16 protein-coding genes are annotated in these 16,273 nt (G+C 69.9%); 3 read left to right on the top strand and 13 right to left on the bottom strand.

The features are described from left to right. Window position 1: 1 nt before the first annotated feature. The 12 genes from rpsC to rpsL form a co-directional block, all read right to left on the bottom strand. The gene (gene rpsC, locus O2W14_RS03975; protein ID WP_163612617.1) at window positions 2-913 is read right to left on the bottom strand and encodes a 30S ribosomal protein S3; all 912 of its coding nucleotides are present in this window, start codon (window positions 911-913) and stop codon (window positions 2-4) included. Beyond that, entirely contained in the window at window positions 913-1,380 is a 468-nt protein-coding gene (gene rplV / locus O2W14_RS03970) for a 50S ribosomal protein L22 (RefSeq protein WP_442928820.1), read from the bottom strand. The genes rpsC and rplV overlap by 1 nt, the downstream gene beginning before the upstream one ends. 22 nt (window positions 1,381-1,402) lie before the next feature. Beyond that, entirely contained in the window at window positions 1,403-1,684 is a 282-nt protein-coding gene (gene rpsS / locus O2W14_RS03965; RefSeq protein ID WP_269174783.1) for a 30S ribosomal protein S19, read from the bottom strand. Window positions 1,685-1,706: 22 nt separating this feature from the next. Next, entirely contained in the window at window positions 1,707-2,540 is an 834-nt protein-coding gene (rplB, locus tag O2W14_RS03960; protein ID WP_222194241.1) for a 50S ribosomal protein L2, read from the bottom strand. A gap of 42 nt (window positions 2,541-2,582) precedes the next feature. Further along, window positions 2,583-2,885: a 50S ribosomal protein L23 gene (gene rplW / locus O2W14_RS03955; RefSeq protein ID WP_163612613.1), complete on the bottom strand. Its 303-nt coding sequence runs from the start codon at window positions 2,883-2,885 to the stop codon at window positions 2,583-2,585. After that, a complete protein-coding gene (rplD, locus tag O2W14_RS03950) occupies window positions 2,882-3,784 on the bottom strand; it encodes a 50S ribosomal protein L4 (protein ID WP_269174782.1) in 903 nt (300 codons plus the stop codon). Before rplD ends, rplW begins: the two co-directional genes overlap by 4 nt. After that, window positions 3,781-4,446: a 50S ribosomal protein L3 gene (gene rplC, locus O2W14_RS03945; RefSeq protein WP_269174781.1), complete on the bottom strand. Its 666-nt coding sequence runs from the start codon at window positions 4,444-4,446 to the stop codon at window positions 3,781-3,783. Before rplC ends, rplD begins: the two co-directional genes overlap by 4 nt. Window positions 4,447-4,461: 15 nt before the next feature. Beyond that, the gene (gene rpsJ, locus O2W14_RS03940; protein ID WP_012950483.1) at window positions 4,462-4,767 is read right to left on the bottom strand and encodes a 30S ribosomal protein S10; all 306 of its coding nucleotides are present in this window, start codon (window positions 4,765-4,767) and stop codon (window positions 4,462-4,464) included. A gap of 118 nt (window positions 4,768-4,885) precedes the next feature. Then, a complete protein-coding gene (gene tuf / locus O2W14_RS03935; protein WP_269174780.1) occupies window positions 4,886-6,079 on the bottom strand; it encodes an elongation factor Tu in 1,194 nt (397 codons plus the stop codon). 97 nt (window positions 6,080-6,176) lie between these two features. Continuing rightward, a complete protein-coding gene (gene fusA / locus O2W14_RS03930) occupies window positions 6,177-8,276 on the bottom strand; it encodes an elongation factor G (RefSeq protein WP_269174779.1) in 2,100 nt (699 codons plus the stop codon). Between the two features lie 82 nt (window positions 8,277-8,358). After that, on the bottom strand, window positions 8,359-8,829 hold the full coding sequence (gene rpsG / locus O2W14_RS03925; RefSeq protein ID WP_269174778.1) for a 30S ribosomal protein S7: 471 nt from the start codon (window positions 8,827-8,829) through the stop codon (window positions 8,359-8,361). Next, complete coding sequence (rpsL, locus tag O2W14_RS03920) at window positions 8,829-9,203, bottom strand: 30S ribosomal protein S12 (protein ID WP_163612608.1); 375 nt, start codon at window positions 9,201-9,203, stop codon at window positions 8,829-8,831. The genes rpsG and rpsL overlap by 1 nt, the downstream gene beginning before the upstream one ends. Window positions 9,204-9,792: 589 nt before the next feature. Between rpsL and O2W14_RS03915 the strand changes: the two genes are divergently transcribed. The 3 genes from O2W14_RS03915 to O2W14_RS03905 all read left to right on the top strand — a co-directional run bounded on the left by O2W14_RS03915 (window position 9,793) and on the right by O2W14_RS03905 (window position 12,189). Continuing rightward, entirely contained in the window at window positions 9,793-10,800 is a 1,008-nt protein-coding gene (locus O2W14_RS03915) for a hypothetical protein (protein ID WP_269174777.1), read from the top strand. 71 nt (window positions 10,801-10,871) lie between these two features. After that, window positions 10,872-11,087 (top strand): hypothetical protein, encoded by a 216-nt coding sequence (locus O2W14_RS03910; RefSeq protein ID WP_269174776.1) that lies wholly within the window; start codon window positions 10,872-10,874, stop codon window positions 11,085-11,087. Between the two features lie 61 nt (window positions 11,088-11,148). Further along, window positions 11,149-12,189, top strand: coding sequence for an LLM class F420-dependent oxidoreductase (locus tag O2W14_RS03905; RefSeq protein WP_269174775.1), 1,041 nt, complete (start codon window positions 11,149-11,151; stop codon window positions 12,187-12,189). A 111-nt stretch (window positions 12,190-12,300) separates the two neighbouring features. Here the strand turns inward: O2W14_RS03905 and O2W14_RS03900 are convergent, their stop codons facing one another. Then, complete coding sequence (locus O2W14_RS03900) at window positions 12,301-16,191, bottom strand: DNA-directed RNA polymerase subunit beta' (protein WP_269174774.1); 3,891 nt, start codon at window positions 16,189-16,191, stop codon at window positions 12,301-12,303. Window positions 16,192-16,273: the final 82 nt, after the last annotated feature.

Genomic DNA, 16,273 nt, shown 5'->3' with positions numbered 1-16,273 from the left:
ATCAGGCCTCCGTGTTCTCGGCACCGGCGGCCTGAGCCACCGCGGTGCCCTCGGCGCCGGCAGCCTCGCCGACGCTCTGCTCGGCAGCGACCTCACCGGAGGTGGCAGCCACGGCGACAGCCGTGGTGTCCTCCACCGGGCCCGTGCCCTCGGCGGCGGCGCGACCGGCCTCGGTGCCGCCGGCGGTGGTGCCCGACGAACCCGACCGGCGCTGCGGGCGCTGAGCCCGCTCGCGGCGCTGCTGACGCTGGGCGAGGGCCTCGAGGGCCTCACGCTCGGCGCGCGAACCGCTGGCGTCGCCCTTGTAGATCCAGACCTTCACACCGATGCGGCCGAAGGTCGTGCGGGCCTCGTAGATGCCGTAGTCGATGTTCGCCCGGAGGGTGTGCAGCGGCACGCGACCCTCGCGGTAGAACTCCGAACGGCTCATCTCGGTGCCACCCAGGCGACCGGAGCACTGCACCCGGATGCCCTTGACCTGCGGGCTGCGCTGCGCGGACTGCATCGCCTTGCGCATGGCACGGCGGAAGCTGACCCGGCTGGACAGCTGCTCGGCGACACCCTGGGCGACCAGCTGCGCGTCGGACTCGGGGTTCTTGACCTCGAGGATGTTCAGCTGGACCTGCTTGCCGGTGAGCTTCTCGAGCTCACCGCGGATGCGGTCGGCCTCCGCACCACGACGGCCGATGACGATGCCCGGCCGGGCGGTGTGGATGTCCACGCGGACGCGGTCACGGGTGCGCTCGATCTCCACCTTCGAGATGCCGGCGCGCTCCATGCCCTTGCCCATGAGCTTGCGGATGGCCACGTCTTCCTTGACGTAGTCGGCGTACAGCTTGTCCGCGTACCACCGGGACTTGTAGTCGGTGGTGATGCCGAGCCGGAACCCGTGCGGGTTGACCTTCTGACCCACTAGCGGGTCCCTCCCCTCGTGTTGCTGGTCTGCTGCTGCGTGGCCGGGCCGGACTGCCCGGTCTCACGCCGTGCCTTGCGAGACCGCAGGGCGAGCTCGGCGCTCGAGCTCACCTCGGAGACCTCGACGGTGATGTGGCTGGTCCGCTTGTTGATGCGGAACGCCCGGCCCTGGGCGCGCGGACGGATCCGCTTGAGCGTGGGGCCCTCGTCGACGAACGCAGCGCTCACGACGAGCGCGGCGGGGTCGAGGCGCAGGTTGTGCTCGGCGTTCGCGACGGCAGAGGCGACGACCTTGGCCACCGGCTCGCTCGCGGTCTGCGGGGCGAAGCGCAGCAGCGCCAGCGCCTCGTCGGTCGGCAGGTAGCGGATCATGTCCACCACCCGCCGCGCCTTCATCGGGGTGACGCGGACGAACCGGGCGGTGGCCCGGGCGACCGGCGTCTCCTGTCCCAACTGGGAAGTCATCTGATGTCTTCTCTCTACCTGGTCAGCCGCGCCGCGAGCGACGGTCGTCCTTGATGTGCCCACGGAAGGTGCGCGTGGGCGCGAACTCGCCGAGCTTGTGCCCGACCATCGCCTCGGTGATGAACACCGGGACGTGCTTGCGGCCGTCGTGCACGGCGATCGTGTGCCCGAGCATGTCGGGGATGATCGTCGACCGCCGCGACCAGGTGCGGATGACGTTCTTGGTGCCCTTGTCGTTCTGGACGTCCACCTTGGCGAGCAGGTGGTCGTCGACGAACGGGCCCTTCTTCAGGCTGCGTGGCATGTCTGTCGGCTCCTCTACCCGCTCAGCGCTTCTTGTTGGTGCGCCGGCGGCGCACGATCAGGGCATCACTGGCCTTGCGCTTGCGCGTGCGGCCCTCCGGCTTGCCCTTCGGGTTGACCGGGTGCCGGCCACCGGAGGTCTTGCCCTCACCACCACCGTGCGGGTGGTCGACCGGGTTCATGGCGACACCACGGACGGTGGGGCGCTTGCCCTTCCACCGCATGCGGCCGGCCTTGCCCCAGTTGATGTTCGACTGCTCGGCGTTGCCGACCTCACCGATCGTGGCGCGGCAGCGGACGTCGACGTTGCGGATCTCACCGGAGGGCATGCGCAGCTGCGCGAAGCGACCCTCACGGGCGACCAGCTGGACGCTCGTGCCGGCCGAACGGGCGATCTTCGCGCCGCCGCCGGGCCGCAGCTCGATGGCGTGGATGACCGTGCCGACCGGGATGTTGCGCAGCGGCAGGTTGTTGCCCGGCTTGATGTCGGCCGCGGGACCGCACTCGACGAGGTCGCCCTGCTTCAGCTTCGCCGGGGCGATGATGTAGCGCTTCTCCCCGTCGGCGAAGTGCAGCAGCGCGATGCGCGAGGTGCGGTTCGGGTCGTACTCGATGTGCGCGACCTTGGCCGGCACGCCGTCCTTGTCCGCGCGGCGGAAGTCGATCAGCCGGTAGGCGCGCTTGTGCCCGCCGCCCTGGTGCCGAGCCGTCACACGTCCGTGGACGTTGCGACCGCCCCGACCGTGCAGCGGCCGGACCAGCGACTTCTCGGGGTGGTCGCGGGTGACCTCGGCGAAGTCGGCGACGGACGAGCCGCGGCGGCCCGGCGTCGTCGGCTTGTACTTACGGATGGCCATGGTTCCTCAGAGTCCTCTGGTCCGATCGGTGGTCCGGGGCCGTCAGGCGCCCGGGCCCCCGAAGAGCTCGATGCGGTCGCCGGGGGCCACGGAGACGATGGCGCGCTTGGTGTCCTTGCGCTTGCCCATCAGAGCGCCCTTGGAGCGCTTCCTCTTCCCCTGACGGTTGATCGTGTTGACGGCGAGGACCTTCACGTTGAAGACCTGCTGCACAGCGATCTTGATCTGGGTCTTGTTGGCGTCGGGACGCACGATGAACGTGTACTTGTTCTCGTCGAGGAGCCCGTAGCTCTTCTCGGAGATCACCGGGGACAGCAGGACGTCCCGGGGGTCGCGGACGCTCATGCCTTCTCCTCAGTGTCATCGGTGCTGACGTCAGCCCGAGCGGCCTCGGCCGGCGTGGTCACGTCGGCGACCGGCACGGTCGTGGTCGCCTGGGCGACCGGCGTCGGGTCGACCGGGGAATCGCCCAGGTCGAGGTCCGTGGTGCCCTCGCCCTCGATGGAGGGGATGGCGCCCGGGATGCTCGGCGTGGTCAGGTCGGGCAGCGCCACGGAGGCACCGTCCTTGCCACCCCGGGCCGGACCGGAGACGAACTCGGCCAGCGCGGTCTCGGTGAAGACGACCTCGTCGGCCACCAGCACGTCGTAGGTGTTGAGCTGGCCGGCCTCGATCAGGTGCACCTGCGGCACGTTGCGCAGGCTCACCCAGTTGAGGACGTCCTCGCGGTCGAGCACGACCAGCACGCGCTTGGCGGTGCTGATCGAGGTCAGGACCTTGAGCGCGGCCTTGGTCGACGGGGCGTCGCCCTCGACGAAGGCGCTGACCACGTGGACGCGGTCCTCGCGGGCCCGGTCGGAGAGGGCACCGCGCAGGGCGGCGGCCTTCATCTTCTTGGGGGTCTTCTGCTCGTAGTCGCGCGGCTTGGGGCCGTGCGAGATGCCACCGCCGGAGAACTGCGGTGCACGCAGCGAGCCCTGACGGGCGCGGCCGGTGCCCTTCTGCCGGTACGGCTTGGCACCGGTGCCGCTGACCTCAGCGCGCGTCTTGGTCGAGTGCGTGCCCTGGCGGGCCGCGGCCAGCTGGGCCACGACGACCTGGTGCATGAGGGAGACGTTGGCGTTGGCGTCGAAGAGCTCACCGGGGAGCGTGACGCTCCCGGAGGTCTCCCCGGCCGGCGTGCGGACCGGGACCTGACGGTCGGTACGCGCCTGCGCCTTGGACTCGGCGATCGACTGGCTCACTTGGTGTCACTCCCCACGGGCCCGCCCTTGACCGCAGAACGGACGAGGAGGAGCCCACCACGCGGACCGGGGACGGCGCCCTTGATGAGCACCAGCCCGTTCTCCGCATCGACCTTGTGGACCTTCAGCGACTGGGTCGTCGTGGTGACGTGGCCCATCCGCCCGGCCATGCGCACGCCCTTGAAGACGCGACCTGGGGTCGAGGCCCCGCCGATCGAGCCCGGCGCGCGGTGCTTGCGGTGCGTGCCGTGTCCGGCGCCCAGGCCCTTGAACCCGTGGCGCTTCATGACACCGGCAGTTCCCTTGCCCTTGCTGGTACCGGTGACGTCGACCTTGGTGACGTCGGAGAGGACCTCGACGGTCAGCTCCTGGCCCACCGTGAAGTCGGAGGCGTCCTCGGTGCGCAGCTCGACCAGGTGCCGTCGCGGCGTGACGCCCGCCTTGGCGAAGTGCCCACCTTCGGGCTTGTTCACCTTGCGGGGGTCGATCGCGCCGAAGCCGAGCTGGACGGCGGAGTAGCCGTCCTTCTCAGGCGTACGGACCTGGGTGACCACGCACGGGCCCGCCTTGACGACGGTCACCGGCACGATGCGGTTGTTCTCGTCGAAGACCTGGGTCATCCCCAGCTTCTCGCCGAGGAGACCACGGAATGTGCTCGCCATGTCTGGAAACAGCCCTTACTGGATGTTGACGTCGACGGAGGCCGGCAGGTCGATGCGCATGAGCGCGTCGACCGTCTTCGGCGTCGGGTCGAGGATGTCGATGAGCCGCTTGTGGGTGCGCATCTCGAAGTGCTCGCGCGAGTCCTTGTACTTGTGCGGCGAGCGGATGACGCAGTACACGTTCTTCTCCGTCGGCAGCGGCACGGGGCCGACGACGCGGGCACCGGTCTTCGTGACCGTCTCGACGATGCGACGAGCAGAGGCATCGATCGCCTCGTGGTCGTAGGCCTTCAGCCGGATGCGGATCTTCTGTCCCGCCATCGGTTGTCTTCGCTCCTGCCGATCGGTTGTGAAAGTTCGTGTGGGTCTGCTGACCCTGGGTCGGTGTCCCGACCCGACTGACGGGCGGCGGCCGGTCCGGCCGCCGCCCGTCAGGGTGTCACTTGTTGATCTTGACGACCCGGCCGGCACCGACGGTGCGGCCACCCTCGCGGATGGCGAAGCGCAGGCCCTCCTCCATGGCGATCGGCTGGATCAGCTCGACCGACATCTCGGTGTTGTCACCGGGCATGACCATCTCGGTGCCGGCGGGCAGGGTCACCACGCCGGTCACGTCCGTGGTCCGGAAGTAGAACTGGGGACGGTAGTTGTTGAAGAACGGCGTGTGACGGCCGCCCTCGTCCTTCGAGAGGATGTAGACGGAGCCCTCGAAGTTCGTGTGCGGGGTGATGGAACCCGGCTTCACGACGACCTGGCCGCGCTCGACGTCCTCGCGCTTGATGCCGCGCAGGAGCAGCCCGACGTTGTCGCCGGCCTGGCCCTGGTCGAGCAGCTTGCGGAACATCTCGACACCCGTGACCGTGGTCTGGGTCGAGGTCGGGCGGATGCCGACGATCTCGATGGTCTCCGACACCTTGACGATGCCGCGCTCGACGCGACCGGTCACGACGGTGCCGCGACCGGTGATCGTGAAGACGTCCTCGACGGGCATGAGGAACGGCTTGTCGATCTCACGCTCGGGCTCGGGGATCGCGGTGTCGACCGCGTTCATGAGCTCCATGAGCTTGTCGCCCCACTCGGCGTCGCCCTCGAGGGCCTTCAGCGCCGAGACGCGGATGACGGGGAGGTCGTCGCCCGGGAACTCGTACTCGCTGAGGAGCTCGCGGACCTCGAGCTCGACGAGCTCGAGGATCTCCTCGTCGTCGACCATGTCGGCCTTGTTGAGCGCCACGACGATGTAGGGGACACCGACCTGGCGGGCCAGGAGCACGTGCTCCTTGGTCTGCGGCATCGGGCCGTCGGTGGCGGCGACCACCAGGATGGCACCGTCCATCTGCGCGGCGCCGGTGATCATGTTCTTGATGTAGTCGGCGTGCCCGGGGCAGTCGACGTGCGCGTAGTGGCGGTTCTCGGTCTGGTACTCGACGTGAGCGATCGAGATCGTGATGCCGCGGGCCTTCTCCTCGGGCGCCTTGTCGATCTGGTCGAACGCAGACGCCTCGTTGAGCTCCGGGTACTTGTCGTGCAGGACCTTGGTGATCGCCGCGGTCAGCGTCGTCTTGCCGTGGTCGATGTGCCCGATGGTGCCGATGTTGACGTGCGGCTTGGTCCGCTCGAACTTGGCCTTGGCCACTGGGATCCTCTCTCCGTGTCTTCGCAGTCGTGCGCGTTTGTGGGGGTGCGGGCGGTGCTCGCCGGCCGCGGGCTCTCACCCGCGGCCGACCGACTGGTTATTCGCCAGTCGCCTTGGCGATGATCTCCTTGGCGACGTTGGCAGGAACCTCAGCGTAGGTGTCGAACACCATGGTGTAGCTCGCCCGTCCCTGTGTGCGGCTGCGCAGGTCGCCCACGTAGCCGAACATCTCCGACAGCGGGACCAGTGCCTTGACGACTCGGGCGCCGGAACGCTCCTCCATCGCCTGGATGGTGCCGCGGCGGGAGTTCAGGTCGCCGATGACGTCGCCCATGTTGTCCTCGGGCGTGACGACCTCGACCGCCATGAGCGGCTCCAGCAGGGCCGGGCTGGCCTTGCGTGCCGCCTCCTTGAAGGCGATCGAACCGGCGATCTTGAAGGCCATCTCCGAGGAGTCGACCTCGTGGTACTGGCCGTCCAGCAGGGAGGCCTTGACGCCCACCATCGGGTAGCCGGCGAGCACGCCGTACTGCATGGCGTCCTGCATGCCCTGGTCGACCGACGGGATGTACTCCCGCGGGATGCGACCACCGGTGACCTTGTTCTCGAACTCGTAGGTCGCCGAGTCGGCGCTCATCTCGAGCGGCTCGATGGCGATCTGCACCTTCGCGAACTGGCCGGAGCCACCCGTCTGCTTCTTGTGCGTGTAGTCGTAGCGCTCGACGGCCTTGCGGATCGTCTCGCGGTAGGCCACCTGCGGCTTGCCGACGTTCGCCTCGACGTTGAACTCACGCCGCATGCGGTCGACCAGGATCTCCAGGTGCAGCTCACCCATGCCGGAGATGACCGTCTGGCCGGTCTCCTCGTCGAGGCGGACCTGGAACGTCGGGTCCTCCTCGGCCAGCTTCTGGATGGCCGTGCCCAGCTTCTCCTGGTCGCTCTTCGTCTTCGGCTCGATGGCGACCGAGATGACCGGCGCGGGGAAGGTCATCGACTCGAGGATGACCGGCTTCTGCGGGTCGCAGAGCGTGTCGCCCGTCGTCGTGTTCTTCATGCCGTTGACGGCCACGATCTCGCCGGCGCCGACACCCGACCGCTCCTCACGCTTGTTCGCGTGCATCTGGTAGATCTTGCCGACCCGCTCCTTGCGGTCCTTGGTGCTGTTCAGCACCGGGGAGCCCGCGTCGAGCTTGCCGGAGTAGACCCGGATGTAGGTGAGCTTGCCGAGGTGCTGGTCGGTCTGGATCTTGAAGGCCAGCGCGGAGAACGGCTCGTCCTCGTCGGCGTGCCGCAGGACCTCGGTCTCGCCGTCGAGCGCGGTGCCGACGATGGCCTCGATGTCCAGCGGGCTGGGCAGGTAGTCCACGACGGCGTCGAGCAGGGGCTGGACGCCCTTGTTCTTGAACGCGGTGCCGGTGAGGACCGGGTTCACCTGGCCGGCGATGGTGGCCTTGCGGATGGCGGCCTTGAGCCGGTCGACGGCGATCTCCTCGCCGGCGAGGTAGTCCTCCATCAGCGAGTCGTCGAAGTCCGCGATGTTCTCGAGGAGCTTCTCGCGGTACTCGGCGGCCTGGTCGGCCAGCTCGGCGGGGATGTCCTCGATGGCGTAGTCCTCGCCCATCTTGGTCTCACCGCGCCAGGTGAGGGCCTTCATCTGCACCAGGTCGACGACGCCGATGAAGTCGGCCTCGGCACCGATCGGCAGCTGCAGCACCAGCGCGTTGGCGTTGAGCCGCTCGACCATCATGTCGACGCAGCGGAAGAAGTCCGCACCCGTGCGGTCGAGCTTGTTGACGAAGCACATGCGCGGGACGCTGTACTTCTCCGCCTGCCGCCACACCTGCTCGGTCTGCGGCTCGACACCGGCGACACCGTCGTAGACCGCGACCGCACCGTCGAGCACGCGCAGGGACCGCTCCACCTCGACGGTGAAGTCGACGTGCCCCGGGGTGTCGATGATGTTGATGTCGTGGCCGTTCCAGGTGCACTTCGTCGCGGCCGACGTGATGGTGATGCCGCGCTCCTGCTCCTGCTCCATCCAGTCCATCGTGGCAGCGCCGTCGTGGACTTCACCGATCTTGTAGTTGATACCGGTGTAGAAGAGGATCCGCTCGGTCGTCGTCGTCTTGCCGGCGTCGATGTGCGCCATGATCCCGATGTTGCGGGTCTTGGCGAGTTGGGCCTGGTTCTGGGCCATCACTTACTCCTCTTTCTGTCCGTGCACGGTGTCCGGGGGTCGCCCGGGTTCACCGCGGGCAGCGGCTGCTGATGGACCGTCGTCACCAGCGGTAGTGCGCGAAGGCCTTGTTCGACTCGGCCATCTTGTGGGTGTCCTCGCGACGCTTCACAGCGGCACCGAGGCCGTTGCTGGCGTCCAGGAGCTCGTTCATGAGGCGCTCGGTCATCGTCTTCTCGCGACGGGCGCGGCTGTACTGGATGAGCCAGCGCAGGCCGAGCGTCGTGCTGCGGGAGGGACGGACCTCGATCGGCACCTGGTACGTGGCGCCACCGACACGGCGGCTGCGCACCTCCAGGGCGGGCTTCACGTTGTCCAGCGCGCGCTTGAGCACCACGACCGGGTCGGTGTCGCCCTTGGCGCGGACGCCCTCGAGTGCGCCGTAGACGATCGCCTCGGCGACCGAGCGCTTGCCGTCGATGAGGACCTTGTTCACCAGCTGGGTCACCAGCGGCGACTGGTACACCGGGTCGGCGACGAGCGGGCGCTTCGGGGCGGGGCCCTTGCGAGGCATTAGCTCTTCTCCTTCTTCGCGCCGTACTTGCTGCGCGCCTGCTTGCGGCCGCGGACGCCCTGGGTGTCCAGCGAGCCGCGGATGATCTTGTACCGAACGCCGGGGAGGTCCTTCACGCGACCACCACGCACGAGCACCATCGAGTGCTCCTGCAGGTTGTGCCCGACACCCGGGATGTAGGCGGTCACCTCGACACCACTGGTGAGCCGGACACGGGCGACCTTGCGCAGCGCGGAGTTCGGCTTCTTCGGGGTCGTCGTGTACACGCGGGTGCACACCCCGCGGCGCTGAGGAGAGCTCTTCAACGCCGGGGTCTTGGTCTTCTCGACCTTGTCCTCGCGGCCCTTGCGGACCAGCTGGTTGATCGTGGGCATGGGTGGCCTGGATCTCCTACCTGCGCTGGGTCGTGCTGTGGATGTGATGCGGTGCTCGATGCGTGCCCGGTCACCCGGCCGACGGGCCCGTGGACCGCCTCCGGCCCCCGAGGTCGGGCGTGTCGCCCTCTCCCGGGAACCGGCCGACTGACTCGACCGGACCCCGCACTCCTCGCCCGGTGCCGGTCACCCCGCCTTGCAGCGGCCCCGCCGTCAGGCGGGAGATGACCCCCGGCGCTCTGTCGATCCGGAGACCGACGGACGCTCAGGTGCACCACGAACAGGAGCAGGCCCAGTCATCCTGGGCACAGCTAACCACAGTACCCGGCCCCCTCGACCCGGTCAAAGCCGGGTCGACATGTGGGCCGCGCGCCAGGGTCACCGGTCTGTTGGGTGCCAACCGCCGGTGGCGGTGGCCCATTCCCGGGCGCCGGCGGTCCTGACCGGGCCTCGCGGCAACGTACACCGGCCGGGCCTCCGTACGACCGTCCCGGGTGCCCGTCTCCCTCGGTCGCGTCGCTCCTGTCGGTGTCCGGCCCTACCGTCGGTCGCGAACTGCTCACGTCCCGCTGCTGCCCGGAGGTACCCCGTGCTCCCCGACACCGCCCGCGAACTCAAGGCACGGCTGTCCCAGCGCCTCAGCGAGTCCCCGCCCGGGGGCGTCGTCGCCAGCTCCGTCGGTGGGGCCACCGGCTGGAGCGGCGTCGCCCTCGGACTGCGGCCCGTGGCGCCCGACCAGGTGCACCTGGCCATCCGGCTGATCGATCAGCGGGACGCCGACGTCGTCCTCGCCGGGCTGGACGAGTCCGCACTGGCCGAGGTCGACGTCCGGGTGATCGGGGCGGTACGGCTGCTCACCTCCCCGGACCCGTCCGCCCCGGAGGAGCTGCAGCGCCGGGTGCGGCCGCTGCGGCCGGGGCTGTCGGTCAGCCACTCCGACGTCACCGCCGGCACCCTGGGCGGTTTCGTCCGCCGGCCCGGCACCGACGGGCTGCTGGTGCTGAGCAACAGCCACGTCCTGGCCGACAGCGGGGCCGCCGCCCTCGGGGACCCGGTGCTGCAGCCCGGCGTCGCCGACGGCGGGCGGGCCGCGGACCGCATCGGCCGGCTGGCGGGCTTCGTGCCCTTCGGCGACGGGCCCGGCACCCTGGTCGACGCCGCGATCGCCGCACTGGACCCCGACGTGCAGGCCGACCCGGCCGGCTACCCGGGCGGTACCCTCCGCGCACAGGTGGCCGCCGCCGACGACGTCGACCCCGACGAGCTGGTGGAGAAGGTCGGGCGGACCACGGGGCACACCCGTGGCCGCATCACCGCCGTCGAGGTCGACGGGGTCGGCGTGCAGTACGACGACGGGGTGCACACCTTCGACGACCAGGTGGAGGTCGAGGGGCTCACCGGCGCCTTCAGCGCCGGGGGCGACAGCGGCTCGGTCATCTGGCGCAGCCGCGACCGGGCACCCGTGGGGCTGCTGTTCGCCGGGTCGACCGAGGGCGGCAGCGCCGGCGGTGGGGTCACCTTCGCCAACCCGCTGGCCACCGTGCTGGCCGGTCTCGGCGTGGAGTGGTGGGCCGGCCCCTCCTCCCCCACCGGCTGACCCGCCCCCTCCGGGCGGGGACCGTGCGCGCAGGTGTGGGCAGGAGGCGTGGACGGGGGCACCATGGGTGCATGACCGACCGCGCCTCCGCCCGGGCCGCCAAGAGCACGCTGGCCGCCCGGTTCGCAGCCGACCCCGGCATCGCCGGCGTCGGGCTGGCGCGCCAGGACGCCGACTACGTGGTCCGGGTCGACCTGACCGAGGCCGACGCCGACGGGCGGGTGCCGCGGGACGTCGACGGCGTCCGCGTCGTGACCCACGTCGTGGGCACCGTCCGCGCCCTGTAGGGGCATCCGCTCCCCCGCCGCCGGACCGGTGGCGGGGCCGGCTGCCCGGTAGCGTCCGGCCATGCGGATCGGGATCCAGGCCAGCTATGCCGGGGACTTCAGCCAGACGGCGGAGGAGGTCCGCGACCTCGAGTCCGCCGGGCTCGACGTCGTCAGCGTCGCGGAGGTCTACACCTTCGACGCGGTGAGCCAGCTGGGCTACCTGGCCGCGGTGACCGAGCGGGTCGAGCTGATGAGCGGGATCCTGCCGATCTACAGCCGCACCCCCGCCCTGATGGCCATGACCGCGGCCGGCCTGGACCACGTCTCCGGCGGCCGGTTCACCCTGGGGCTGGGCGCCTCGGGGCCGCAGGTGGTCGAGGGCTGGCACGGCGTCCCCTACGACGCTCCGCTGCAGCGCACCCGGGAGGTCGTCGAGATCTGCCGCCAGGTGTGGCGGCGCGAGCGGCTGGTCCACGAGGGCCCGAAGTACACCGTCCCGCTGCCCGCCGACCAGGGCACCGGGCTGGGGAAGCCGCTGAAGCTGATCAACACCCCGGTGCGCGAGCGGGTCCCGGTGCTGCTCGCCGCCCTGGGCCCGAAGAACGTCGAGTTGGCCGCGGAGATCGCCGAGGGCTGGGAGCCGATCCTCTTCCACCCCGAGCGCGCGGCCGAGGTGTGGGGCGCCCCGCTGGCGGCCGGTCGGGCCCGCCGCGACCCCGCGCTGGGTGACCTCGACGTCGTCGTCGGCGTCCCGGTGGCCGTCGGCGAGGACGTCGACCACCTGGTCGACGCGGTCCGCCCGGGCATCGCGCTCTACGTGGGCGGGATGGGCGCCAAGGGCCGCAACTTCTACAACGACCTGGCCCGCCGCTACGGCTACGAGGCGGAGGCCGAGACCATCCAGGACCTGTACCTGGCCGGCCGGACGGCGGAGGCGGCCGCGGCCGTGCCCGAGGACCTGGTCCGGGCGACGTCGCTCATCGGCCCGGAGTCCCACGTGGCCGAGCGGGTCGCCGCCTTCGCCGAGGCCGGCGTGACCACCCTCGTGCTCCAGCCGCTGGACGACAGCCGCGAGGGGCGCCTGCGCACCGTCGAGACCATGCGCCGCCTGGCGGGCTGAGCCGCCGACCGCCCCGCACACCCGGGCCGTTGCGTCACGTGACGGCCCGGGGACGCGAGAAGGGCCCCGCCGACTCGCGTCGACGGGGCCCTTCGTCACTCACTCAGCGCATCAGCGCCAGTCGTACTCCTCGAGCCGGACTGCCTCGCCCGTGCCCTGACCGAAGACGTCGGGGCTGTAGTACTGCCCGTCGTCGTAGCCGGCCATGGTGTAGACCGCGGCGCGTGCCTCCTCGGTCGGCTCGACCGTGATGTTGCGGTAGCGGCTGATCCCGGTACCGGCCGGGATGAGCTTGCCGATGATCACGTTCTCCTTGAGCCCGAGCAGGCTGTCGCTCTTGCCCTGGATCGCGGCGTCGGTGAGCACCTTGGTCGTCTCCTGGAAGGAGGCGGCCGACAGCCACGACTCCGTCGCCAGCGACGCCTTGGTGATCCCCATCAGGACCGGGCGGGCCGAGGCCGGCTCGCCACCCTCGGAGACGACCCGACGGTTCTCGGTCTCGAAGAGCGTCCGCTCGACCAGCGCCCCGGGCAGGAACTCCGTCGCACCCGAGTCGATGATGGTCACCCGCTTCAGCATCTGGCGGATGATCACCTCGATGTGCTTGTCGTGGATCGACACGCCCTGGCTGCGGTAGACCTCCTGGACCTCGCGGACGAGGTGCAGCTGCACCTCGCGCGGGCCCATGATCCGCAGCACCTCGTGCGGGTCGACGGCACCCTCGGTCAGCTGCTCGCCGACCTCGACGTGACCGCCGTCCTCCACGCGGAGGCGCGACCGGCGCGACATCTTCTCGTAGACGACCTCGTCCGAGCCGTCGTCCGGGGTGATGGTGAGCTTGCGGAACTGCTCGCCGTCCTCGATCCGGACGGTGCCGGCCAGCTCGGCGATCGGGGCCTTGCCCTTGGGGACGCGGGCCTCGAAGAGCTCCACCACACGCGGCAGACCGTGCGTGATGTCGGCACCGGCCACACCACCGGTGTGGAAGGTGCGCATCGTCAGCTGGGTGCCGGGCTCGCCGATGGACTGGGCGGCGATGATGCCGACCGCCTCACCGACGTCGACCAGGTGCCCGGAGGCCAGCGACCGGCCGTAGCAGGTGGCACAGGTCCCCAGCAGCGACTCACAGGTGAGCACGCAGCGGACCTTGACCTCGGCGACGCCGGCGTCGACCAGCTGGGCGATGAGCACGTCACCCAGGTCGGCGTTGGCCGGCGCGATGACCGTGCCGTCCTCGGCGACCACGTCGGCGGCCAGCGCACGTGCGTACACGCTGGTCTCCACGTGGGCGTCACGGGTGACCTTGCCGTCGACCAGGGTGCCGATCGGCATGATCACGCCACGCTCGGTGCCACAGTCCTCCTCGCGGATGATGACGTCCTGCGAGACGTCGACCAGCCGGCGGGTGAGGTAGCCGGAGTCGGCCGTGCGGAGCGCGGTGTCGGCCAGGCCCTTGCGAGCGCCGTGCGTGGAGATGAAGTACTCCAGCACCGACAGCCCCTCCCGGAAGTTGGCCTTGATCGGCCGCGGGATGATCTCGCCCTTCGGGTTGGCCACCAGGCCACGCATGCCGGCGATCTGGCTGATCTGCATCATGTTGCCGCGGGCGCCGGAGTTGACCATGACCCACACCGGGTTGGTGGTCGGGAAGTTGTCGACCATCGCCTGGCTGACCTCGGCCCGCGCGCGGGTCCAGATCTCGATGAGCTCGGAACGACGCTCGGCGTCGGTGATGACGCCGCGCTCGTACTGACGCTCGATCTTGCGGGCCTCGTCCTCGTGACGCTCGAGGATCTGTGCCTTCACCGGCGGGGTGACGACGTCGTCGATCGCGATCGTGACGCCCGAGCGGGTCGCCCAGCGGAAGCCGGCCGACTTGAGGGCGTCCAGGGTCGCGGCCACCTGCACCTTGGGGTAGCGCTCGGCGAGGTCGTTGACGATCGCGCCGAGGGCCTTCTTGGGCACCTGGTAGTTGACGAAGGGGTAGTCCTCCGGCAGGGCCTCGTTGAACAGGACCCGGCCCAGGCTGGTGGAGATGAGCGCCGGCGTGCCGGGCTCCCAGCCCTCGGGGGCCTCCCACGCGTCGTTCGGGCCGTTGTCGACGCCGAAGACCTCGGACAGGCGGATGGTGACCCGCTCCTGCAGACCCAGCGTGCCCTGGTCGTACGCCATGATCGCCTCGGCGGTCGTGGAGTAGGACTTGGCGCGCTCGCCCTCGGGCACCTCGACCGACGCCGACAGCGTGGTCAGGTGGTAGAGGCCCAGCACCATGTCCTGGGTCGGCGCGGTGATCGGACGACCGTCGGCCGGGCTCAGGATGTTGTTGCTGGACAGCATGAGGATGCGGGCCTCGGCCTGCGCCTCGGCCGACAGCGGCAGGTGCACCGCCATCTGGTCACCGTCGAAGTCCGCGTTGAACGCGGTGCAGACCAGCGGGTGGATCTGGATGGCCTTGCCCTCGACCAGCTGGGGCTCGAAGGCCTGGATGCCCAGACGGTGCAGCGTCGGTGCACGGTTCAGCAGCACCGGGTGCTCGGTGATGACCTCCTCGAGCACGTCCCAGACGACCGGCCGCGCGCGCTCCACCATCCGCTTGGCGGACTTGATGTTCTGCGCGTGGTTGAGGTCGACGAGCCGCTTCATCACGAAGGGCTTGAACAGCTCCAGGGCCATCTGCTTGGGCAGACCGCACTGGTGCAGCTTCAGCTGCGGGCCGACGACGATGACCGAACGGCCGGAGTAGTCGACGCGCTTGCCGAGCAGGTTCTGGCGGAACCGGCCCTGCTTGCCCTTGAGCAGGTCGCTCAGGGACTTCAGCGGACGGTTGCCGGGACCGGTGACCGGGCGGCCGCGACGACCGTTGTCGAACAGCGCGTCCACGGACTCCTGGAGCATCCGCTTCTCGTTGTTGACGATGATCTCCGGCGCACCCAGGTCGAGCAGGCGCTTGAGCCGGTTGTTGCGGTTGATCACCCGGCGGTACAGGTCGTTCATGTCGCTGGTGGCGAAGCGGCCACCGTCGAGCTGCACCATCGGGCGCAGGTCCGGCGGGATGACCGGGACGCAGTCGAGCACCATGCCCATGGGCGAGTTGGCGGTCTGCTGGAACGCGGCCACGACCTTGAGCCGCTTGAGCGCGCGCAGCTTGCGCTGGCCCTTGCCGCTGCGGATGGTCTCGCGCAGCGAGATCGCCTCGGCGTCCAGGTCGAAGCCGGCGAGCAGCTTCTGCAGCGCCGCAGCACCCATGCCGCCCTCGAAGTACTCACCGAAGCGGTCACGCAGCTCGCGGTAGAGGCCCTCGTCGGCGATGAGCTGCTTGACCTCCAGCTTGCGGAAGGTGTCCATCACCTCGTCGAGGCGGTCGATCTCCCGCTGCGCGCGGTCGCGCAGCTGGCGCATCTCGCGCTCGCCGCCCTCGCGCACCTTGCGGCGCACGTCGGACTTGGCACCCTCGGCCTCGAGCTCGGCGAGGTCGGCCTCCAGCTTCTGCTGGCGGGCCTCCACGTCGGCGTCGCGGCGACCCTCGAGGTTCGACTTCTCGGCGCTGATCTCGGCCTCGACGGTCGGCAGGTCGCGGTGACGCGCCTCGTCGTCGACGGAGGTGATCATGTAGGCCGCGAAGTAGATGATCTTCTCGAGGTCCTTGGGCGCCAGGTCCAGCAGGTAGCCCAGTCGCGAGGGCACGCCCTTGAAGAACCAGATGTGGGTGACCGGCGCGGCCAGCTCGATGTGGCCCATCCGCTCACGACGCACCTTGGCGCGGGTGACCTCGACGCCGCAGCGCTCGCAGATGATGCCCTTGAAGCGGACGCGCTTGTACTTCCCGCAGTAGCACTCCCAGTCCCGGGTGGGACCGAAGATCTTCTCGCAGAAGAGACCGTCCTTCTCCGGACGGAGGGTGCGGTAGTTGATGGTCTCGGGCTTCTTCACCTCGCCGTGGGACCACTGGCGGATGTCGTCTCCGCTGGCAAGGCCGATGCGCAGTTCGTCGAAGAAGTTCACGTCGAGCACTCTGTGACCCCTTTCAGGGGCTAGTTACTGCAATCAATGCTGTGTGTCGGGGACGCCGGCCGGCCCCGGGGTG

Origin of the sequence: Modestobacter sp. VKM Ac-2986, assembly GCF_026967795.1 — a bacterium.
Taxonomy (GTDB): Bacteria; Actinomycetota; Actinomycetes; order Mycobacteriales; family Geodermatophilaceae; genus Modestobacter.
Note: the sequence above shows the minus strand (reverse complement) of the source record. Positions and strands in the feature narration are given on the sequence as shown.

Bases quoted from the DNA above. Each gene is read 5' to 3' on its own strand.
- rplV (WP_442928820.1), bottom strand. From the start codon at position 1,380: ATGACTTCCCAGTTGGGACAGGAGACGCCGGTCGCCCGGGCCACCGCC.
- rpsS (WP_269174783.1), bottom strand. From the start codon at position 1,684: ATGCCACGCAGCCTGAAGAAGGGCCCGTTCGTCGACGACCACCTGCTC.
- rplB (WP_222194241.1), bottom strand. From the start codon at position 2,540: ATGGCCATCCGTAAGTACAAGCCGACGACGCCGGGCCGCCGCGGCTCG.
- rplW (WP_163612613.1), bottom strand. From the start codon at position 2,885: ATGAGCGTCCGCGACCCCCGGGACGTCCTGCTGTCCCCGGTGATCTCC.
- rplC (WP_269174781.1), bottom strand. From the start codon at position 4,446: ATGGCGAGCACATTCCGTGGTCTCCTCGGCGAGAAGCTGGGGATGACC.
- rpsJ (WP_012950483.1), bottom strand. From the start codon at position 4,767: ATGGCGGGACAGAAGATCCGCATCCGGCTGAAGGCCTACGACCACGAG.
- fusA (WP_269174779.1), bottom strand. From the start codon at position 8,276: ATGGCCCAGAACCAGGCCCAACTCGCCAAGACCCGCAACATCGGGATC.
- rpsG (WP_269174778.1), bottom strand. From the start codon at position 8,829: ATGCCTCGCAAGGGCCCCGCCCCGAAGCGCCCGCTCGTCGCCGACCCG.
- rpsL (WP_163612608.1), bottom strand. From the start codon at position 9,203: ATGCCCACGATCAACCAGCTGGTCCGCAAGGGCCGCGAGGACAAGGTC.
- O2W14_RS03910 (WP_269174776.1), top strand. From the start codon at position 10,872: ATGACCGACCGCGCCTCCGCCCGGGCCGCCAAGAGCACGCTGGCCGCC.
- O2W14_RS03905 (WP_269174775.1), top strand. From the start codon at position 11,149: ATGCGGATCGGGATCCAGGCCAGCTATGCCGGGGACTTCAGCCAGACG.